We start from the raw sequence: 20724 nt of genomic DNA on the forward strand, positions 1-20724 counted from the left end.
GGGGACGGGTCGGCGGGGGCGGCGGCCATCGCGGTGGGGGCGGCGGTCGTCAGACCGACGGCGAGAGCCAGGACGAGCACGGTGCGGAACGAGGATGACCGCATGGGTCGGACCTCCTGTGTGGGGGCATGGGCGTGCACGGGGCGTTGCGGAGGAGAGGGAGCGGGCACTGCGTGCGGGCGGTGGGGTCAGCCCTTGCCCGAGCCGATGGTCAGCCCGCTGATGAACTGGCGCTGGAGCGCGAAGTACACCAGCAGCGTCGGGATCGCGGTCATCAGAGCTCCGGCGGCGATCAGGTTGGGGTTGGTGAAGTACTGGCCCTGGAGGTTGGCCAGCGCGGAGGTGATCGGGCGCTTGTCCCCGGTCTCGATGAGGGCGAGCGACCAGAAGAAGTCGTTGTAGATCCAGATCGATTCCAGGGTGGCGAGCGCCGCGAAGGCCGGCTGGCACAGCGGCAGCACGATCTGGAAGAACTGGCGCCAGGCGGGGGCGCCGTCGACCAGTGCCGCCTCGGTGATCTCCTGGGGGATCGTCCGCATGTAGTTGCTGAGAACGAAGGTGCAGAAGCCGCACTGGTACGCGATGTGGATCGCGATGACGCCCCAGACGGAGTTGTAGAGCAGGAACGAGTCGCTCATCCATCCCGGCAGCGGCACCAGCAGGTAGAGCCGGTACAGCGGGGTGATGAGCACTTGGGCGGGGAGCAGGTTGCCCGCGGTGAACAGCATGAGCAGGACGACGTTCCAGCGGAAGTCGAACCGCGCGACGACGAAGGCGACCGCGGCGGAGAACAGCAGGGTGCCCAGGACCGCCGGGATCGTGATGAGGACGGAGTTCCAGAAGAAGTGCGGCATCCCGGACTGGTTCCAGGCGTCGGAGAAGTTCTCCAGGCTGATGCCGTGCGGCCAGGACAGGTACCCGTGCTGTGCGGTGTCCGAGTACGGCCGCAGTGAGGTGTAGACGGCCCACAGCAGCGGAACGAGCCACAGCAGGGCGACCGTGCCGAGCAGCAGGTGCCGGCCGGTCTGGCGGCTGGGCCGCGAGGGCCCGTCGTTCCGGAGCGGCGTACGGCGGGTCCGGGATCCGGCGGCCGGCGGCGTGGCGGTCACGGTCACTGGTCCTCCGTGCGGAAGCTCTGGACGAGGAAGGTGCCGATGGCGAGCAGGGAGACGACCAGCAGGACGACGGCCAGGGCGGAGCCGTACCCGATGTGGCTGGACTCGCCGATGATGTTGTCGGTGATCAGGAGCGAGAGCAGCTCCATGCCGGGCTTGCTGCCGACGCCGCCGCCGAGTACGTAGACGATGTCGAACGCCCGCAGCGACTCCATGACGGTGACGACGAGGATGATGATGTTGACCGGCCGCAGGGCCGGGAAGACCACCTTCAGGAACGTCTGCCGTCCGTTGGCGCCGTCGAGGGAGGCCGCCTCCTTCAGGGCGGGGTCGAAGCCCTTCAGCCCGGCCAGGTAGAGGATCATGATGTAGCCGGTGTGCCGCCAGGCCGAGGCCACGAGGACCGCCCACAGGTTGAGGCTCGGGTCGCCCAGCCAGTCGATGTGGTGGCCGGGGGCCACCCCGTTCAGCACTCCGTTGAGGAGCCCGTTGTCGGGGTTGTAGATGATCTCCCAGATGAAGCCGACCACGGCGAGCGACAGCACCATCGGCAGGAAGATCGCGGTCTGGTAGACCTTCGTGAAGCGGATCTTGTGGTCGAGCTGGTAGGCGAGAAAGATGCCGAACGGGGTCGGCAGCAGCGCGGTGAACAGCAGCCAGACGACGTTGTGCTGCACGGCCGGCCAGAACGGCGGGTAGTTGGTGAAGATCTCGTGGTAATTGTCCAGCCCGGTCCAGCGGATGTCGGACAGCGCGATGCCGTCCCAACTGGTGAAGGAGAGTCCCACGGAGGCCAGGGCCGGCAGCCAGACGAAGATGAGCAGGGCGAGCAGCGGAATGCCGACGATGACCGCGAGGAAGAGCCGGTCGCCGGTGCCGAGCCGGCGCGACCTGGGTCGGGCGCGCGTCGTGGAGGGGGGCGCTGAGCGCACGGAGGACATGTGAACCTTCCCGGTCCTGATCGGGCCGGTCAGGACGTGAAGAAGCGTGAGCGCTGGGATTCGACCCGCTTGAGCAGGGCCGAGCCGTCGTCGGGGTGACTGAGCCACTGGGTCAGCCCCGGCAGCACGACGGTGGAGATAAAGCCCGGGTCGCTGTCGCGGTCCGCGAACTGGGTGATGTGCTTGGCCGAGGCGATGAGGGCGGCCGACTTCTTCTGCAGGGCGTTGTACTTGCCGGTGTCCGCCTGCGCGTGGACCGCGACGTTGCTGGGGTCGACACCCATGTACAGGTTCTCGGCCTTCGCGCTGCCGAGGAACTCCAGCAGTTTGCCGGCGCCGTCCGGGTTCTTCGGCTTGCGGCTGAGCATGAACCCGTCGGTCGGGGCCTCGACGGTGTCCTGGCCGAACGCGGGGTCGATCTCCGGGAAAGGGAAGAAGTCGATGTCCTCGCGCAGCTTCTCGTCGGTGATCTGCTGGCCGAGGAAGAGGCCGATGATCGCCATGCCCGTCTTCTTGTCGAGCAGCGACTGGGCGGCGTCCTGCCAGGAGCGGCCGCCCGCGCCCTGCTGGTAGTAGGGGCTCAGTTCCCGCCAGAGGTCGAGCGTTCTGGCGGTGCGTCGATCGGTCCAGGCGACCTCGCCGCGCATGAGCGACATGTGGAATTCGTAGCCGTTGGCGCGCAGGTTCAGGTAGTCGAAGGCGCCGAGCACGGACCAGCTGTCGCCCCCGCCGTAGCCGGACGCGATGGGCGAGAGGCCGTCGTTCTTCATCCGCTTGGCCAGCGCGGTGAACTGGCTCCAGGTACGGGGCGCCTCGTAACCGCGCTCCTGGAAAAGGCTCTTGCGGTAGAAGACGGCCCATGGGTAGTTGTACAGCGGGACGAAGTAGTACTTGCCGTCCTGGCCCTTGGACAGCTGCCTCGCGGCGTCGCTGAAGCCGGGGCCTATCTTCTCCCACACGTCGTCGAGCGGGTGGGCCAGTCCCTTCTTGGCGAAGTACTGCATGCGGTAGCCCGCGAACCAGGTGAAGACATCGTCCGGGGTGCCTTGGAGATAGGTGGAGATGCTCTTCTGGAAGGTGTCGTGGTCGACGGTGTTCGTCCTGGCCTTCAGACCGGTGTCCTTGGTGAAGGCACTGGTGAGCGCCGCGTAGGCGGACTTGGGGGTGGCATCGGCGCCGTTGGATCCGAAGGTCACTGTCTTCGGGTCGGCGGACGGTCCGCCACCGCATGCGGTCAGAACGGGCCCGGCCAGCGCGGCGGCCCCGATCCCGAACGCCCCGCGGACCACGGTGCGGCGGCTGTGCCCGCCGGCATGCGAAAGGGTGCGGCTCTGCAGCGTCATCGCTACTCCTATTGCGTGTCTATGCCGATGAATGACTGGATCGCGGTGGCCGCGGCCCCGCGCGCCCACTCCTCGAAGGGCAGTGGACGTGTCATCACGTCGCACTGGGCGGCGGTACCGAAGGCGGACGCGGTGAACGCGTCCCGGATCTGCTCGGCGAACAGGTCGTACGCCGCCAGTCCCTCGCCGGAGATGATCACTCGTTCCGGGCCGAGCACGTTGACGACCGCTCCGATGGCCCGGCCGATCGCCTCCCCGGCCCGCGCGTACGCCTCCCGCGCGCCGGGATCGCCCTGGTGCGCGAGCTCCAGGGCCTGGGCCGAGTCGGTGATCGGCAGGCCGGTCACCTCGCGGACCCGGCGGACGATGGCGGCGTCACCGGCGATGGCCTCCACACATCCGGTGTTGCCGCAGTGGCACAGCGGCCCCAGCGGGTCGATGGACAGATGGCCGACCTCGCCGGCGACACCGTGCGCGCCGGAGACCACCCGTCCGTGCACCACCAGCCCGCAGCCGATACCCGCACCGACGGTCACCAGCGCGAAGTCGGACACACCGGCGCCGGCGCCGAACCACTGCTCGGCCACGGTCAGGGCGCGTACGTCGTTGTCGACGGTGACCGGCAGGCCGGTCACCGTGCCGGCCAGTTCCGCGAGCGGCACGTCGCGCCAGTCGAGGAACGGTGAGTAGCGCACCACCCCGGCGGCGCGGTCCACGTCACCCGACACGGCCACCCCCACCCCGCTGACCTGCACACCGAACCCGTCGGCCTCCGTGAGGAGTTCCTGGACGAGTCCGCCGATGGAGGCGAGCACGGCGCCCGGGTCGCGGGCGGTGAGCTGGACGTGCCGGGCCACCCGGATGCGGCAGCACAGATCGGTGAGCACCGCGATGATCTCGTCCCCGGTCACCTTGACGCCGATGAACAGCGCCCGGCCGCCGTCGACCCGTACGGGGTTGGCGGGCCGTCCCAGCGAGGCCCGCGCCTCCTCGTCCACGCCTTCGACGAGGTAGCCGGCCGCCATCAGCGGCCGTACCGCCTTGGTGACCGCGGCGGGCGACAGGGCGGTCCGCCGGCCGATCTCGACCCGGGTGAGCGGGCCGTGGGACAGCACGGTGGTGAAGACCAGGGAGGCGGCCGGCGTCGCTGCCGGAACCACCTCGGTACGAGGTGACGAGTGCATGGCCGAAACGTAAGGGGGTTCTTTTCTGCTGTCAATGAAAGAAGTACGCCGCTTTCAAGATGTCGTTCCAAGGGCAGCCATACCTACAAATACGCTCCCCGCTAGGGGTATTGACAGGTGATCGCAAGAAGGGTTGGCTGCCGACTGCTCTCAAGGCGCTCCCTGAACGTGAGGACCCATGCCTGTGATCTCCTTCGCCCCCGACACCGGGGTCTGGCTCCTCCGCACCCCGCGCACCTCGTACGCGCTACGCGTCGACGGGACGGGATCCCCCTGCCACCTCGCGTGGGGCCCGCGGCTGACCCTCGCGGAGGCCCGGGAACTGGCCACGCCCCCACCCCCGCCGGCCAGCAGTTTCGAGGGCCGGCCACCCGTCGGGGAGGAGCTGCCCGTCGACGGAGGCGCACGGTTCGGGGCACCCTCGCTGCAGGTCCGCTTCGCCGACGGCACCCGCGCCTTCGAGTGGCTGGCGACCGGCCACCGCGTACAGGAGCCGGCGCCCGGATCCGCCGAACTGGTCCTGGAGTTCCGCGACCGCCACTACCCCCTGGAGATCGCCCTCCACTACCGCGTCCACGACGACAGCGATGTGATCGAACGCTGGACGGTGCTCCGCAACACCGGCGCCGACACCGTCGCCCTGCCCCGCGCCGACTCCGCCGCCTGGACCCTGCCCGCCCGGGAGGACCACCGGCTCAGCCATGTCACCGGCCAGTGGTCGGCCGAGACCCAACTCCACCGCGACCGCCTGCCCTTCGGCGAGACGACGCTCACCAGCCGCAGGGGCATCACCAGCCATCACACCAACCCCTGGGTGATGCTGGACGCGGGCGACGCCACCGAGGACCACGGCCAGGTGTGGAGCGCCGCCCTGGCCTGGAGCGGAAGCTGGCGCATCACCGTGCAGCGGTCCCCCGACGGCCGGGCGGGACTCACCGGCGGAGCCGGCCACGACGGAACGGTCCTGCCGCTCGCCCCCGGCGAGGAGGTCACCACGCCACGCTTCGCCGGGCTCCACACCGACGGCGGCTTCGGCGCCGCCGGCCGGGCCTGGCACGCGTACACCCTGGCCCACGTGCTGCCGCACCCCGACGAGATACGTCCGGTGCTCTACAACTCATGGGAAGCCACCGCCTACGACGTCGACGAGCCGGGCCAGCTGAAACTGGCCGCCCGCGCGGCGGAGCTGGGGGTGGAGCTCTTCGTCATGGACGACGGCTGGTTCGGCGCACGCCGCAGCGAGCAGGCCGGGCTCGGCGACTGGACCCCGTCCCCCGACCGCTTCCCCCAGGGGCTCACCCCACTGGTCCGCGAGGTCCACCGGCTCGGCATGCGCTTCGGCCTGTGGGTGGAGCCCGAGATGGTCAACCCCGACAGCGACCTCTACCGGGCGCACCCGGACTGGGTCCTGCACTTCCCGCACCGCGCACGGACCGAACTGCGCCATCAACTGGTGCTGAACCTCGCCCGCCGGGACGTCGCGGACTGGGCGTACGGCTGGCTGACCCGACTGGTCGGCGAACACGGCGTCGACTTCCTCAAGTGGGACATGAACCGCGCGTTCAGCGAAGCCGGCTGGCCGGATCGGCCGGACGGCGCCGACCGCCTCGGAACGGCCTATGTGCACCACCTCTACGAGATCATCGACCGGTTGCGCGCCGACCACCCCGACCTGCGGATCGAAACGTGCAGCGGTGGCGGCGGCCGGGTGGACCTGGGCATCCTGTCCCGCACCGACCAGGCCTGGACCTCGGACAACACCGACGCGGCCGACCGGATCCACATTCAGCACGGCTACGGCCAGATCTACCCCGCCCGGACCATGGCCGCCTGGGTGACCGACGTCCCCAACCAGCTCACCGGCCGCACGGTGCCGCTGCGGTTCCGCTTCCATGTCGCGATGGCCGGCGTGCTGGGCATCGGAGGCGACCTGACCCGCTGGTCGGACGGGGAACTGGCCGAGGGCGCGGCCCTGCTGGCGCAGTACAAACGGATACGCCATCTGGTGCAGCGCGGCACTCTCCACCGGCCGCGCGTCCCGGTCGGCGACGGCCCGGCCGCCGTCCAGTACACAGCGCCGGACCGGAGCGAGGCGCTGCTGCTGACCTGGCAGCGCACCCCGCGGCACGGCGCCCCGCGGCTGCCGCTCCGGCTGTCGGGACTCGACCCGGCCGCCCGCTACCGCGACGCCGACAGCGGCCGCGTCCACTCCGCCGCGGTGCTGAGCGGGTACGGGCTGCTGCCGGACCTGCCGCACGGCGACTGGTCCAGCTCGGCGGTGCACCTGATCCGGATCCCCTGAGCGGCAGGTGCCCTCAGGGGCCCCACTCAGGGCCGGCATCCGTTGCCGAAGGGGTCAGGCGTGCCGCTCGGCCTTGCGACCGCCGCAGTCGGCACCGTCCTTCTCGACCCAATAGTCGCCGTACGCGAGGTTGCGGGACGGGGGCCGCCCCCCGGCGGTCGCGGCGGATGCCGGCCGGTCGTCGTCGCGGGCCCGGACGGGGGCGCCGGGCAGCCACTCGTCGCCGACCTCACCGAGCGGGTGGCCCACGGGCAGGCTGAAGGGAGCCTCTCCGGCTCCTCGGCGACGGCTGCTCTTCGACATGACCATCCGCTCCTCACAGCAGGGGCTACCGAGCCGATCCTCACCCAGGTGCCGGGTTCGCGCTACTCCGGCAGACCGATCGGGCGCCACAAACCGCCCGGACGGCAGACACCGGCCGTCATCGGAACACGATCTTCCCGGGTACCAGGTCGGCCCACACCCGCTTGCCGCCGGCGCGGGGAGCCGCGCCCCAGCCGCCGGCAAGCCGTTGCACCAGGTTCATCCCGTGCCCGCCGGGCAGGTCAGGCCGTGCCGGACGGACCACGGGCAGGACCGCGGAGGTGTCGTCCACGGCGATCCGCAGCCGCCGCTCGTCCCACATCAGGCGCAGGCCCACAGCGCCAGAAGCGTGCCGTACCGCGTTCGTCACCAGTTCCGACACGACCAGCGCGACCACCCGGGGGTCGGGCCGCCAGTTCACGGGCCGGCCGAACCCTTCCAGCTGCGCGCACGCCCAGGCCCGCGCCTCCGCAACGCCGCCCTTCGCGCCGGAGACCTTGAAGAATCGCTCAACCATCATCGAGAATCACCCTCGTCCGCCTTCCTTCCTGTGACCGGCGACCCCACCTCCCTGTGCGCCTCCCGGCCGGATGTGCGCCTGCTCTGCGCCTGCCCACCCGCGCGCGATCCACCGGTGCGACGGACCCGACACAGGCCACACCTCGCGGAATGTTCACCCAGAGTGACGGCGCTTGTCACCTGAAGGGGTGAATCATGCCCACAAAGGGTGTTCCCGCCAATCCGGGCAAAGAGACTGCTACGAACACCTTTTGGTGATCGAAGCGGCGAACGGCCCCTTGTGTGCGGACGCCGCGCATGGTGGGCGCTGGGCGTTCGCTCTTCGTCATCGGGCTGTCCGCCGACTCCTCTCGGGTCACGTCATAGAGGCGGAACGGTCCGGACGCCGTCCCCGCCCGCTGCGGCCGGGGACGGCGTCACACCGCCCTCCCTGAATTCTGGAGCCCTTCATGTCCACCGACACCGCACCTCCCCAGGACCGTGAGGCACACCGGTTCGGCGCCACCGCCACGCACCCCGGGCAGGCCCCGGCGGCCTACGGAGTCCGGGGCGTCGAGGGGACGACCCCACCCGTCCGGGTGGAAGAGCGGGATCTGACCTTCGACGGCTTCCGCTTCACCTGCCGCATCGTGCGGCAGGGCGTCCCCCGCACCGAGCCGCTCCTGGTCCTCGGCGGTTCGTCCCAGGACCGCAACTCCTGGGTGCGCCACGAGAAGTGGCTGGCCCCGCTGGGCCAGGTGATCACCGTGGACCTCCCGGGCTACGGCACCGCCGACTTCCTGCCCGCCAAGTACGGGGTCGACTTCCTGGCGGCGGCCGTCCGCCACCTCGTCGACGAACTCGGCCTGCCCGGCATCAATCTCGTCGCCGCCTGTTACGGCGGGGCCATCGGTCTGCGCTTCGCGCAGCACTACCCGGCCCTCGTCAAGCGCCTCCTGCTGGTCGGTATGACCACCCGCATCCCGGTCGGCTACGCCGAGGCGATGGAGCGCTGGGCGGTGATGATCGAACGCGGTGAGACCGAGCCGATCGCCCGCGAACTCGCGGACCGCTTCATGTCCCCGCCCGGCACCGGCCACGTCCGCAAACACGCCGCCGTCGCCCGGCTGGTCTACCAGCAGATCATCGGCCAGAGTCCGGAGGAGCTGGGCAAGTCCGCCGAGCACAACACCCGGTTGATGCGCCACGAGTGGTACCGCCCGGAGCCGTCGCCCGCCGTCCCCAGCCTGGTGGTCACCGGTGAGTACGACACGCTGACCACTCCCGAGATGGGCCGGGAGGTGGCCGCAGTACTGCCGGCGGCGTGGTTCACCACGATCAAGGAGACCGATCACCTGGCGCCCGTCGAGCGCATCGCGGACTTCGCCGACCTCGTCAGCCGATTCTGCACCGACCTGTCGCTCACCGACCTGCCCTACGCGAACACCACCGAGCGGCTCGGAACGAGCCTCACCCCCCGCTGAGCCGCAGGCCGCCACGCACGCGTGAGGAGCCCGCCGGAGAGGTGACCGCGGGAAGAGGCCGGGCCGGCGGGCGCCGGCCTCTTGCCGCGTTCGGAGTGTCAGCCGCGGACGATGTTCTCCGCCTGCGGTCCCTTCTGGCCCTGCGTGACATCGAAGGTCACATGCTCGCCCTCCGCGAGCTCGCGATAGCCGCTGCCCGAGATGTTGGAGTAGTGGGCGAAAACGTCGGCGCCGCCGCCGTCCTGGGCGATGAACCCGAAGCCCTTTTCCGAGTTGAACCACTTCACCGTGCCGCTGGCCATCGTTTCTGCATCCTTCGTCCGTGACAGTGCCGCCCGCAACGGGCGCCGCGGACACCCCGAATCAGGATGTCCGCCACCGTTCTACCCCACCTGCGGCCCGCTTATACGACTGTCCCGATGCGTGATCACGCCGCCTCCGACGGCCGTCCGGACGCTTCGGTCGCCTCGGCGGCGCGGTGCTGGTGGACGCGCAGGTGCAGGGTGGCCAGGTCGAGCAGAGGGGTGTCCACCCGCAGGGTGCGGGCGTGGTCGAGGAAGTCACCGAAGATGTGCTCGGCCTCGGTCGGATGACCGGCCACGACGTCGCGGTACAGGGAGGACGCGAACGGTGCGTCCTGCGTCACCATCCGGCCGATCACGTCGAGTTGGCCCTCCGGAACGGTGTACCCGGCGGCGGCCGCCACCGCGCCGGCCTCGGCCAGGACGGCGAGCGCGAACGCGGACCCGCCGGGGACGGCGTTGACGTCACCGACCGTGCCGCGCATCAGGCAGGTCACCGCACCGATGGTGGTGATGAAGACCCACTTGTGCCACATCGCCGCGACGATGTCCTCCGGGACGCCCACGGTGATGCCGGCGCCCTCCAGGACGGTGCGAAGGTCCTCCAGCCGGGCCGAGGGGCTGCCGTCCTGCTCGCCGATCTCCAGGTGCGCCAGGGAGGCCAGCCGGACGATGTCCCCCTCGGCGTTCAGGGTGGTGACGACCTTGGCCACGCCGCCCAGCACCGGCCGCGCGCCGAAGCGCGCGGTGAGCTCTCCCAGCTGCGCCATGCCGTTGAGGAGCGGCACGATCGAGGTCCGCGGACCGATCGCCGGCGCCACGTCGTCGATGGCCTGCTGGAGGGCGGTGGCCTTCACCGACAGCAGCACCAGGTCGTAGGGCGCGGTCAGTTCGGCGGCGGTGACCAGTTGGGGGGTGATCACCTCTTCCTCGCCCAGGCCCGTGAGACGCAGACCGCGCTCCCGCAGGGCGGCGGCACGGTTGGGGCGGACCAGGAAGGTCACATCACGACCTGCCTTGACGAGCAGGGCGCCGAAGAAACCTCCGGTGGCTCCGGCGCCGACGACCAGGATCCTCATGAAAGCTGCCTTCCCATCGACGTGATCAGGCCGTCAGTCTCACAGAGGGCCGGTCCGGCGGTCGTCCGGGGCGGGCGATAGGTACACTGGCCACGTATCCGGTGAGCGAGGTCAGAGCCAGTGGTCAGTGCCTCAACCCGCCCTCTGGGAACGGTTGATGACACGGCGCGGGCGCTCTCCGCGCACACCTCCTGAGTCCGACAGGAGACTTTGTGCCGTCCCTTCCTTCGAAGCAGTCCGCCGAGCATCCCGAGAGCTCGGAGCCTCGCTTCTCCGACACCTTCGCGCGCCGGCCGACGGTGCCGCGGCGCGGGCTGCTGCCCGGTCGGCGGGTCTGGGCCACCACACTCGCCGTAGCCGCGGTGGTCGGCATCAGCGTCCTGACGGTGCCGCTGATCAGCCACATCGACCTCACGATGGAGACGGCGGCCGCCGACCGTCCGGTGGTCGCGGAACCGTCCAGGGCGACCCCGGCCCCGACCACCTCGGCAGCCTCCCCCCGCGAGACGTCGGGCGTGACACAGTCCCGGCCGCAGGCACCGGTCCAGCCGCCCGCCGCCGTCCCGAACGGGCCCGGCGCGGTCGCGCCGGCCCCTCCCGCGGCACAGCCGCAGAGCAGGCCGCGGACCGGTCCGGCCGCTCCCGCGCCGACCAAGGCACCGGCGCCGAAGCCGAAGCCCACCGTCGCTCCCGGCTCGACCGTGGTCGGAACGGGCTCGGGCCGCTGCATCACCGTCCCCGGCGGCAAGGGGACCGACGGCCTCGGCCTGCAGATCGGCACCTGCACCGGCGCCAACAGCCAGCGCTGGGAGTTCCAGTCCGACGGCACCGTGCGCTCGATGGGCTACTGCATGGACGTCGCCTGGGGCTCCAGCAACGACGGCGCCGTCATCCAGCTCGCGCGGTGCAGCGGCAACCCGGCCCAGCGCTTCATCATGAGCGGCGCGGGCGACCTGGTGAACCCGCAGGCCAACAAGTGCGTGGACGTCAAGAACAACGCCACCGCGAGCGGCACCGGGCTGCAGCTGTGGACCTGCTCGGGCACCCCCAACCAGAAGTGGCGGCTGCGCTGACCGCTACGACGTGACCTGCGGCGCCTGCTGGGTCTCGAGCTCCGGCAGGTCGAGTTCGGAGAGCGTCACGAGGTCGTCCTCGGTCGGCTCGTCGATCTCCGCGACCCGGTAGGCCTGCCGCTCCGTCATCGCCTGGAACGCCTGGCGGGCGGAGCGGCCGTTGCCGAACCGGCCGTCCCGGGGCACGTGGGCGAAGTAGGTGTCGAGCATCGCCCGTGCCGCGTCCGTGAGGTCGTACTGGTGCGAGGCGGCGTGCTGTTCGACGATCCGCACCAGCTCCGCGGTGTCGTAGTCCTCGAACAGCAGCGTCCGGTTGAACCGTGACGCCAGCCCGGGGTTGGAGTCGATGAAGTGCTCCATCTCGGCCGGATACCCCGCCACGATCACCACCACCGAGTCCCGGTGGTCCTCCATCAGCTTGACCAGGGTCGCGATGGCCTCCTGCGCGAAGTCGTTGCCCGCGCTGCCCCCGACGGGAGCCAGCGAGTACGCCTCGTCGATGAACAGCACACCGCCCATGGCCTCCTGGAACACCCGCTGGGTCTTCGGGCCGGTGTGCCCCACGTACTCGCCGACCAGTGCCGACCGGTCGGCCTCGACGAGGTGGCCGCGCTCCAGCAACCCGACGGCGGCCAGGATCCGGCCGTACAGCCGGGCCACCGTCGTCTTGCCGGTGCCCGGATTCCCCGCGAAGACCAGGTGCCGGCTGAGCGGGGGCGCCGCGAGCCCCGCCGCACTGCGGCGCTGCACCATCCGCATCAGCTTGACCAGCGAGGCCACGTCCTGTTTGACGCGGGCCAGTCCGACCAGCTCGTCGAGTTCGCCCAGCAGGCTGTCCAGGCTCTCCGCGGCCTCCTCGCCCGGCCCGCTCTCCCCGGGACCCTTCGTTCCGGACGAACCGGAGGGACCGGACGCGCCGGACGCCACCGGGACGGGAAGCGAGGCGGCGGGCCACAGCGCGGACTTGACGCGGACCGAGACACAGTCCTCCACCACGGGATCGGCTCCCGGGTCGGCGCTCAGGTCCTCGCCCGCGTCGTGGACCCGGATCCGCCGCAGCACCGGGGTCGCCCCGGCGCCGAGGTGCACGGCGGGGAATCCGGGGCCCGCGATGTCGCAGTCCTCGAACACTCCCGCTCCCCCGGCCTCGACGATCAGGCCGTTCTTGCCGGGCCGGACGATACGCACCCCGCTCAGCCGCGGCTCCGCGTCCCCGGCCACCACCACACCGGAGCCGGCCGCCTCGCGGACCTCCAGGTCCGTCACCCGCGGCCGCGCACCCGCCTCGACGACCAGCCCGGCGGTGCCCGGCCGCAGCACCCGCCCGCCCGTCATCTCGACGTCTCCCGGCCCCAGCACGACGGCGGCCCGCTCCCCGTCGCTCACCGCGCAGTCCAGCAGCCGCACCGGGCCGCGGGACACGGACGTGATGCCGTTGCGGCAGCGCAGGACGCTCAGTCCCCGGACCTCCGCGCGCGACTCACCGGCGATGTCGAGACCGGACATCCCGCAGTGGGCGATCGAACCGTCGATCATCTCGACCGTCGCGTCGCCGACCACGTGCACACCGTGCTCCGGTGACCCGGACGCCCGCAGCCTGGTGAGCACGGCGGTGGCCCGCCCGCCGACGTGGACCGGGCTGAACCGGCACTCGCCCACCTCGCAGTCCTCCAGCCGGACGCTCGCGTCGTCCGCGGCGAGCAGGCCGTTGGCGGCCGACTCCCGTACGGTGCTCTGTCCCGCGGTCAGCCGGGCGGCGCCGTGCACCCGCAGCGCGGCGGCGGCCGTACGAATGATCCGCGTGTCGGCGAGCCACACCCGGGAGTCGTCCCCCGCGCTCACGCCCGCGCCGCCGCTGTCGCGCAGCACGCAGGCGGTGAGCAGCACATGCCCGTGTCCGGTGACGCTCACCGCGTCGGCGCCGGAGCCCGCCAGTTCGCAGCCGTGCAGGCGCACGCCGTCGTCGGCGCGGACCGTCCGGTCGGGGTCGGCCCCCACCGGGCCGGCGGGGGCCGGCGAGCTGCCCAGGACGCGCACCGCCTCGGCGCCGCAGTCCCGTACCCGGCAGTCCGTCAGGAGTGCGGCGCCCTGGTCCTCGACGAGCAGGCCGCTGCGGCCCGCGCGGTCGATGCGGCTGTCGCGCAGAATGACGCGGGCGCTCTCCCGGATGCGCAGCGCGGAGCCCGACGCCCCCTGGATCGTCGTGCGTTCCAGTTCGAGGCGGGTGGAGCCGCCGGCCACCAGCCCGGTTCCGTCGGCGTCCGCCAGCAGACAGTCGGTCAGGTGCACGGTGCCGGTGGTGCGCAGCAGGGCGCCGGTGAGGGCTGCTCCGGTGAGCGTCACCTCGTGCAGCCGGGCCTCCGCGTCGCCGACGACCTCCAGCCGGCCGCGGGCCGTGCCGCCGCCGGACCATGCGGTGCTGCCGCCGGCGAGCCGTACGGCGGGCCGGTTCGCCGCGCCGCCGCGTACCGTCAGCCCGCGCAGCACCACCTCGGCGCCGGCCGCCACTTCGAGGCCGGGCCGCTCCTCGTCGGGGGCGACGACGGTGACCGCGTCATGGCGGCCGGGCAGGTCCTGCCCGTCCGCCGTCCAGGCCAGCAGCGAGACACTGCGCTCGATGCGCAGGGCCTCGGTGTACTCGCCGGGGGCGATCCGGATCTCGTCGCCGGCCCCCGCCGCGTTCAGGGCTCCGGCGATGGTCGGGTGCGCCGCCGGCCGCCGTGCCGGATCGGCGACATAGAGGATCGCCGGTCGGGCGGGGGGCGGGGTCACGAGGCGTCTCCGGGTGGCGGGGGCGGGCGGTGGCGGCCGGGGTTGAGGCTCAGATTACCCATCGCGGCCTGCAGATCGACGCCGAGCCGTCCCAGCTCCGCCTCGGCCCGGTTCAGGGCCGCGTTCGCCCGGCGCATCAGGTCCTGCGCCTGGTGGTAGGCGTGCGAGGCGCCGGACGGCGCGCGCGAACTGCCCCCGGCGCCGCCCCTGGTCCCCGGCTCCAGTGCCTCCAACGCCCTTTGTGCCCGGTGGAGATCACTGCTGGCCTCGGTGTAGGCGTCCCAGGCGGCCGTCTCCGCCTCGACGTGGGTGACCTGGGGGGCCGCCGGTACGGAGCTGCCGGGCGCCAGGCCCCGCGTGGAGGACGAGCCGGTGGTCGTCGGCGCTTTGCCCTTTCCCTTGACCTTCGTACCAGGGTCGCCCGCCGTGTCGGTGCGCGGTCGCTTGGTGGGACCGCTTCCGTCGTCTCCGTGCGGCGGGCCGCCGCGCTCCGCGGGCGGCACGGGCGTGTCCGAGCCGTCGGACAGCCGCGCGTCCCAGCCGCCGCCCTGCGGGTTGTCACGCCAGGTGATGTCCAGGAAGTCGCGGGCGCGTTTGCCGCTGGTGGGTCCGTGGATGAAGTGAGGCGATCCGTCGGCGCCCGTCACCCGGATGTCCCGGCCCAGCGCGTTGGCGTAGAAGCCGAGTACGTGCAGACTGCCCTGGTCCATGGCGAAGTGCGCGTCGGGGCCGGCCGCGCGCAGACCCTGCAGGGTGTCCGTCGGCGGGTGGATCCGCCCCTGGACGAGCCGTACGAAGAAGTCCTCCACGCCGAGGCCGCGGGCGGTCAGATTCTCGGTGAACAGCTTCAGCCGCTTCTGCGCGGTCGCCGCCGACACCCCGCCGACATTGTCGATGCGGTCGAAGGCGGTCTGCAGCATCCGGGCGGGGTCCAGGTCGGGGGTCGAGACGGCGGCGCGGTCGAGCGCGGCGAACAGCGAGCCCGGCGACACGTCGATCGCGCGGGTGGGCAGGTGCTCGGCGGCGAAGTACCGCAGGTGGCGCAGGAAGTGCGTGGTGTCCGCGCTGAGTGCGAGGCCGTGCGAGACCAGCCGCAGGTCGGCGGGGTTGATCCCGGCGAACACCGACGCGCCCCCGCCGGGCACCGGGGCGGAGACGGCGGTGCCCACCGGGTGCGTCCCCGGGGTGCCCAGCCGGGGGTCGAGATCCCCGGACAGGGACGCGGTCGTCGGGCGCGGTGTGCCGCCGGCGCCGGGGCGCACCGGCCACAGGGGGTCGAACGGGTTGCCGTTGTTGAGGTTGGGCGGCAGCTTCGCGTAGTCCTTGGCGATCCAGCTGTCGCGGTGCCCGGCGAGTTCGAGCCCGCTGCGGCCCGCCTGCGCGTTGCCGCCCGACGCGTCGGTGTTGAAGAGCCGGTCCAGCGGCTTCTTGATGTGCGCGTGGTCCTGCGGGAGGGTGCCGTCCTTCCACAGGTCCTTCAGCAGCCGGGACACGTCGGTCGGGATGGCGGCGCCCTGGAAGTCGGTGAGGAACGCCGTTCCGCGCTCCGGCAGGACGTGGTTGGCCGCGTTGAGCTCGCGCAGGGTCAGCCGCGCGTCGAGGGCCTCCTTGGTGTGCCACAGGATCTGCCGCGCTTCCCGGGCCTCGGCGGCCGGTATGCCCGGCAGATGATGGGCGCCCTGGCCCAGCGCCTGGGCGAGCCCGTGCAGGACCTCCGGTACCCGGTCGGCCCGCAGCCCGCCGACCAGCGGGTCGCCGTTGCGCACGGCGTTCGCCAGGTCGTTGAGTACTCCCTGGGCGTGGTTGATCTCCACCTGGTTCAGGGGCGGGCGGTCCGCACGGAAGGCGTCGTCGATCCGGCTGAGGATCTCCGGCAGCTGGGTGTGGTGGAGGCCGCCGAAGGCGGGCAGCGGCAGGTTCCGGTCCAGCTCCCAGGCGTTGAGCTGGTTGAGCCGCTCGCTGAGCGTCTGGAACTCCGCACCTCCGGTGCCGAACCGCACGGGAGGTGCGTCAGGGCGGTGCAGCATGACGGCGGCCGCGTCGACGAAGAGGTTGGGTTCCGGGGAGTAGGGCAGCTGCGGGTGCATGCCCGCCAGCCGGTCGCGGATGCGCATGTCGAGACGGATCCGGGCGTCGAGGGTGGGCAGGAAGTCCTCGGTGACGTCGCCCTTCACCTTGATCACCCTGGGCCTCTTCGGTGCCCCGTCGCCGCCGCCGGGCTTCGGCTTCGGCATCTTCGGCGCCTTCGCCGCGTCGGCGGCCAGCCGCTCGTTGGTGACCTTCACCAGATCGGCCGAGACACCGGGCATCGTGGTGTCGGGCATCCGGTAGCCGCCCGACATCATCAGCGGCCGCAGTGGCGTGAACCCCGGCGAACCGTGCGCACCGAGCGCCTCGTCGAAGTGCCGGAAGACGTGCTCGCCGCCGGGCACCGTGTGCGGGTGGGCGTCGAAGTCCATGATGGAGAAGTAGGGATGGTTGCCCCGCTGGATCATCGTCTCGGCCAGATGGGTGCTGGCGGCGCTGGTCATGGTGGCGTTGCGGGCGGTGCCGTACGCGAACTTGGCGCTGGCCGGCATCGGGGTGGCGACCAGGGCGAGCGGGTGCGGGAACGAGGCGGCGCCGAGCGCGTCGTCGATGGCGCCGCGGATCAGGGCGAGTTCGGCGGGCGGGCCGTTGACGCCGATGACGACGGCGACCCGGCTGTCGAAGCCGGTCAGATTGTGGGTGATGGAGTTCAGGAACGACTGCAGGCCGCCCAGCTCCCGGTAGTTGACGATCGCGTTCACCACGTACGCGATGGGCCGGGATTCCTCGACGCTCCCGTGCACCAGGGCCGCGTAGCGGTCGGCGTTGAGCGGCGGGGCGTTGTGCGCGCCGAGGTGCACGAAGGCGTCGTTGACCGCGGTGTGCGGGGCGGCGGCTGTGCCGCCCGCCGGCGGGGTCCAGGTGTGGACGCCACCGGTCGGGGCGGGCGTGTCGATCTGCATCGCGTCGCTGCCCTGGTGCGCGGGCGGGGTCATGGTGACGTCGTGACCGGGCGTGTGCGGCACGGTGTGCGGCGCCGGACCCCCGGCGGTCTCGCCGTCGGTGTGCGGTGCGGTGGTGTGCGGTGTGGTGGTGGAGGGGATGTCGACGTCCATCGCGTCGTCGGCGGCGGTGTGCGAGGCAGTCGGTGACGGGGTGTTCAGGTCGGCGGCGCCGGGGCGCGGCGGACGGGGCTTGGTCGAGGGGGCGCCGCCGAGCAGGCCGCCGCGGTCGGTGAAGATCCTGCCGGTGACGGAGCGGATCTCCATGCGGGTGGCGCGGGCGTCGATGCCGAGCGCGATCAGGGCGTCCTCGGCCTTGTCGACGGCCGCCCCGGTGCGCTCGACTCCGGCCAGCGCCGTCCGGTAGGCGGCGGTGGGCCCGGTGGAGGCGCCCTGGCCGGGCGGCGGGGTCACGTGGTCGAGCTGCTGCTCGGCCTTGCCCAGCTTCGTCATGGACTGCTCGTACCGGGCCCAGGCGTTGAGCTTGGCGACGGCCTCGGTGCCGCTGGAGCCGCCGATGACGATCTGCCGGGCGGCGTGGATCCGCTGGTTCATCACCAGCTCCGCCGCGCGGCCGCCGAACCGCCCGCCGGGCGGCAGCGGTTTCACGGCGGCGGGCTGCTCGACCGCCTTGCCCTTGCCCTTCCCTCCGGGCGCGGGCAGGTGCGGCACCGGGACCTCGGCCACCGCCGGGTGCGCGGTACCGGGCACCGGCACCTGCTCGGCCTTGACGGGTGTGCCGGGCCGGGCGACCAGGTCGAGCGCCCCGTTCGCGGATCCGCCGTGGCCGGCGCCCGCGGCGTCCAGTCCCGGCTTGGCGGAGACGCCGGCCGGGGCGCCGGTGTGCGCGCTCAGTCCGGTGGGAGCGGGCGCACGGAGTTCGTCGTCGCCGCGCAGCAGGCTCATCGCCAGGTCGTGCGTGGACAGGGCGGGTTGTGGGAGTCCCCCCGGGGCGTTGAGCGGACGCGGCACGGGCGCCGCGTGCGATCCGGCCGCGGCCGTGACGGGTTGCACGGGGCGCTCCACCAAGCCGGTGGGCGTCGTGCGGATGCCCGGCTGCGCCGGCACCGTGAGCGCGTGCTCGCCCTGGACGGCGTGCACTCCGGTCGCGGGCGCGGTCGTCACGGGGCCGGGCGTCAGGTGGGCGACGGGTGCCGGTGGGACCGGGGCGGTGTTGGCGACCGCGTGCGCGTCGATCGTCTTCGGCGCGGAGTCACCGATGCGCAGGGTGATGCCGTCGGCCCTGATGCCGGTCACGGCGACGTCGCCCGAGGCGAGGGCGCGCAGTTCGGGGAAGGTCAGGTCGTTCAGCGCCTCGGCGTGGCCGACGGCGCCGCGGGCCATGGTGACGCCCTCGCCCATGCCGACGGTGTGCGGCACGCTCATCGCCGTGCCCGGGTGCACGCCGACCGCGTGGTCCATGTGCACCATCGGGGATCCGCCGTGCGCGTCGCGCAGCAGGTCGATGGCGGAGTGGCCGGGCAGCAGCAGGTTGCTGTCCAGTCGTACGTGGCCGGCCGCGAGGTCCGCCTGGTTGACGAGGTGCGACCCGGCGGAGATTCCGCCGCCGTGGGTGAGCGGCACGCTCAGACCGCCGGGCAGCGTCGTCATGCCGTGCGGCAGCGGCGGAGTGGCCAGGGACGTCGCACCCAGGTGCAGGCCACTCGGATGCGGTGTCCCGAACCCGGTGACGTGCAGGCCTGGCGCCCCGCCCGCGTGGCCGACCGCGGAGGGAGTCGGGATCCCGTGCAGGCCGCCGATGCTGAGCGCACCCGCTCCGGGGGTCGCCACGGAGGGCACGCTGAGGGAGGACATCCCCGGCGCGTGCAGGCCGTCGAGCGCGCCACCGCGCAGGGCCCCGAGCGAGCCGATGCCGAGGTGGCCGAGGTTGATGGTGGGCATCGAGCCCATGGCGAGGTGGACGAGGTCGGTGGTGCCCGCGGCCCCGAATCCCGAGCCCGGCCGGAAGAGCGCGCCCGGCGAGGAGTTGGGGCTGAACGTCCCCGGCGAGAAGTGCAGCCCGCCCGGGGTCACGAGCGAGGACGGCACCATGGCGTTGTGCCCGCCGCCCCCCAGCGGTGAGTTGAAGCGCAGCGCGGAGTCCGTGCGGCCCGCGTTGACGAGCAGTTCGTGCAGTTCGGGGTGGGGGATGCCGAGGACGCGTTCGCCGAACGCGAGCCGGGCCGCGCCGCCGAAGCCGAGGACGCCGATCTCGGTGGCGTTGAGCGGCAGGAAGGCGGCGACGCCGAACCGTCCCATGCGCTGGAGGTTGACCAGTCCGTACGTGCCGGCCTTCGCCCAGTTGCCGGTGATGTTTCCGGTGAACTTCACCCAGTCGCTGTGGATGGCGGTGACCATCGTGTTCCAGCCGCCCTTGGCCCCGTTGCCGATCCCGCGCAGCAGGCCGGCCAGGTCGATCTTGAGGGCCGGGCCGAGGTGGGAGCCGATCACCATGGGCGCGATGACGAACTTCGGCAGACCGGTCAGTGTGGAGAAGTGGCCGATCTGCGACCAGATGTTCCTGCCGGCCATCGTCAGCCCGTTGACGCCGCTCTTGAGGCCGTTGCCGAGCCCCTTGAGCAGGGCGCCGACGTTGATGCCCTTGGTCGTCGGGAAGAGCACGCCGAGGAAGGCCAGGCCGAGCTCCAGGCCGCTGGCCTTTCCCTGGCTGAAGGCGACGATCGTCTTGATCAGCAGGACGGCGTTCATGCCCCAGGCGATGACGGCGAGGATGCCGCCGGTGAAGACGGCGAGCACCGACAGGATGATCGTCAGCCACTGGAAGACTTCCCAGAACAGGTCGCAGTCGCTGACCGGTTGGACCATCAGCTCGCCGGCCGTGTGCAGTTGCTTGCGCAGTTCCTTCGCGGCGGTGGTCACGTCGCCCTGGGCGTCGCTGGCGCGCTGCTTGAGGCCCGGCAGCTGCGCGTCGTCCTGGGGCAGGCCCTGTGCCGCGGACAGTGCCTGGTCCGCCTCGCCCTGGGCGGTGGTGACGGCGGCGCTGTAAGCGCGCAGCGCGGTCTCCGCCGTGTGGAAGGACTCCTCCACCCGGCCGACGAACTTGAAGAGGTGGTCGTCGACCTTGTCGCGCAGCGCGTCGGCGGTCTTGCCGATGAAGCGCTGCCCGTCGCCCGCGGTGACCTGCAGCTCTTTCAGCCCGGTGTTGATGGTCCCGGCCGAGGTGGCGAGATCGCGCATCGCGTCGGCGACGGTGGTGAGGGTGGCAGGGTCTCCCGGGGTGGGGTCGCCGTCCAGGCCGAGCGCACTCCAGTCCCCTGGACGCGTTCCCACGCTCATCC

The 20724-nt window shown here is 72.0% G+C and carries 13 protein-coding genes; 3 read left to right on the forward strand and 10 right to left on the reverse strand.

Features of this window, described 5'->3' with window-relative positions; genetic code table 11:
* Window positions 1–188: 188 nt before the first annotated feature.
* The 4 genes from O3X23_RS35805 to O3X23_RS35820 are packed head-to-tail and all read right to left on the reverse strand — an operon-like array spanning window position 189 to window position 4583.
* The gene (locus tag O3X23_RS35805) at window positions 189–1115 is read right to left on the reverse strand and encodes a carbohydrate ABC transporter permease (protein WP_443048080.1); all 927 of its coding nucleotides are present in this window, start codon (window positions 1113–1115) and stop codon (window positions 189–191) included.
* Window positions 1112–2056, reverse strand: coding sequence for a carbohydrate ABC transporter permease (locus O3X23_RS35810; RefSeq protein WP_269276862.1), 945 nt, complete (start codon window positions 2054–2056; stop codon window positions 1112–1114). Before O3X23_RS35810 ends, O3X23_RS35805 begins: the two co-directional genes overlap by 4 nt.
* A gap of 29 nt (window positions 2057–2085) precedes the next feature.
* Window positions 2086–3399 carry an ABC transporter substrate-binding protein gene (locus O3X23_RS35815; protein ID WP_269276863.1) on the reverse strand — a complete coding sequence of 438 codons (1314 nt, stop codon included), beginning with the start codon at window positions 3397–3399 and terminating at the stop codon, window positions 2086–2088.
* A gap of 8 nt (window positions 3400–3407) precedes the next feature.
* Window positions 3408–4583, reverse strand: coding sequence for an ROK family transcriptional regulator (locus tag O3X23_RS35820; protein WP_269276864.1), 1176 nt, complete (start codon window positions 4581–4583; stop codon window positions 3408–3410).
* 178 nt (window positions 4584–4761) lie between these two features.
* On the opposite strand from O3X23_RS35820, the gene O3X23_RS35825 reads away from it, so the two are divergent.
* Entirely contained in the window at window positions 4762–6885 is a 2124-nt protein-coding gene (locus tag O3X23_RS35825; protein ID WP_269276865.1) for an alpha-galactosidase, read from the forward strand.
* Window positions 6886–6939: 54 nt separating this feature from the next.
* On the opposite strand, the gene O3X23_RS35830 is transcribed toward O3X23_RS35825, so the two are convergent.
* Window positions 6940–7188, reverse strand: a complete 249-nt coding sequence (locus tag O3X23_RS35830; RefSeq protein ID WP_269276866.1) for a hypothetical protein — start codon at window positions 7186–7188, stop codon at window positions 6940–6942.
* Between the two features lie 118 nt (window positions 7189–7306).
* On the reverse strand, window positions 7307–7708 hold the full coding sequence (locus tag O3X23_RS35835; RefSeq protein WP_269276867.1) for an ATP-binding protein: 402 nt from the start codon (window positions 7706–7708) through the stop codon (window positions 7307–7309).
* A gap of 448 nt (window positions 7709–8156) precedes the next feature.
* Here O3X23_RS35835 and O3X23_RS35840 point away from each other — a divergent pair, with 448 nt between their 5' ends.
* A complete protein-coding gene (locus O3X23_RS35840; protein ID WP_269276868.1) occupies window positions 8157–9170 on the forward strand; it encodes an alpha/beta fold hydrolase in 1014 nt (337 codons plus the stop codon).
* A gap of 98 nt (window positions 9171–9268) precedes the next feature.
* Here the strand turns inward: O3X23_RS35840 and O3X23_RS35845 are convergent, their stop codons facing one another.
* Together O3X23_RS35845 and O3X23_RS35850 are read right to left on the reverse strand one after the other, a co-directional pair.
* The gene (locus tag O3X23_RS35845; protein ID WP_269276869.1) at window positions 9269–9472 is read right to left on the reverse strand and encodes a cold-shock protein; all 204 of its coding nucleotides are present in this window, start codon (window positions 9470–9472) and stop codon (window positions 9269–9271) included.
* 125 nt (window positions 9473–9597) lie between these two features.
* The gene (locus O3X23_RS35850) at window positions 9598–10551 is read right to left on the reverse strand and encodes a 2-dehydropantoate 2-reductase (RefSeq protein ID WP_269276870.1); all 954 of its coding nucleotides are present in this window, start codon (window positions 10549–10551) and stop codon (window positions 9598–9600) included.
* A gap of 212 nt (window positions 10552–10763) precedes the next feature.
* On the opposite strand from O3X23_RS35850, the gene O3X23_RS35855 reads away from it, so the two are divergent.
* Window positions 10764–11624, forward strand: coding sequence for an RICIN domain-containing protein (locus tag O3X23_RS35855; RefSeq protein WP_269276871.1), 861 nt, complete (start codon window positions 10764–10766; stop codon window positions 11622–11624).
* 3 nt (window positions 11625–11627) lie between these two features.
* On the opposite strand, the gene O3X23_RS35860 is transcribed toward O3X23_RS35855, so the two are convergent.
* Both O3X23_RS35860 and O3X23_RS35865 read right to left on the reverse strand, forming a co-directional pair.
* On the reverse strand, window positions 11628–14396 hold the full coding sequence (locus tag O3X23_RS35860; protein WP_269276872.1) for a right-handed parallel beta-helix repeat-containing protein: 2769 nt from the start codon (window positions 14394–14396) through the stop codon (window positions 11628–11630).
* The gene (locus O3X23_RS35865; protein ID WP_269276873.1) at window positions 14393–20716 is read right to left on the reverse strand and encodes a putative T7SS-secreted protein; all 6324 of its coding nucleotides are present in this window, start codon (window positions 20714–20716) and stop codon (window positions 14393–14395) included. The genes O3X23_RS35860 and O3X23_RS35865 overlap by 4 nt, the downstream gene beginning before the upstream one ends.
* Between the last annotated feature and the right edge of the window lie 8 nt (window positions 20717–20724).

Source organism: Streptomyces sp. H39-S7, from assembly GCF_027158205.1.
GTDB lineage: Bacteria > Actinomycetota > Actinomycetes > Streptomycetales > Streptomycetaceae > Actinacidiphila.

What these genes read in the sequence shown, in the direction of transcription:
- O3X23_RS35810 (WP_269276862.1), bottom strand. Translation starts at nt 2,056, where the DNA reads ATGTCCTCCGTGCGCTCAGCGCCCCCCTCCACGACGCGCGCCCGACCC.
- O3X23_RS35815 (WP_269276863.1), bottom strand. Translation starts at nt 3,399, where the DNA reads ATGACGCTGCAGAGCCGCACCCTTTCGCATGCCGGCGGGCACAGCCGC.
- O3X23_RS35820 (WP_269276864.1), bottom strand. Translation starts at nt 4,583, where the DNA reads ATGCACTCGTCACCTCGTACCGAGGTGGTTCCGGCAGCGACGCCGGCC.
- O3X23_RS35825 (WP_269276865.1), top strand. Translation starts at nt 4,762, where the DNA reads ATGCCTGTGATCTCCTTCGCCCCCGACACCGGGGTCTGGCTCCTCCGC.
- O3X23_RS35830 (WP_269276866.1), bottom strand. Translation starts at nt 7,188, where the DNA reads ATGTCGAAGAGCAGCCGTCGCCGAGGAGCCGGAGAGGCTCCCTTCAGC.
- O3X23_RS35835 (WP_269276867.1), bottom strand. Translation starts at nt 7,708, where the DNA reads ATGATGGTTGAGCGATTCTTCAAGGTCTCCGGCGCGAAGGGCGGCGTT.
- O3X23_RS35840 (WP_269276868.1), top strand. Translation starts at nt 8,157, where the DNA reads ATGTCCACCGACACCGCACCTCCCCAGGACCGTGAGGCACACCGGTTC.
- O3X23_RS35845 (WP_269276869.1), bottom strand. Translation starts at nt 9,472, where the DNA reads ATGGCCAGCGGCACGGTGAAGTGGTTCAACTCGGAAAAGGGCTTCGGG.
- O3X23_RS35850 (WP_269276870.1), bottom strand. Translation starts at nt 10,551, where the DNA reads ATGAGGATCCTGGTCGTCGGCGCCGGAGCCACCGGAGGTTTCTTCGGC.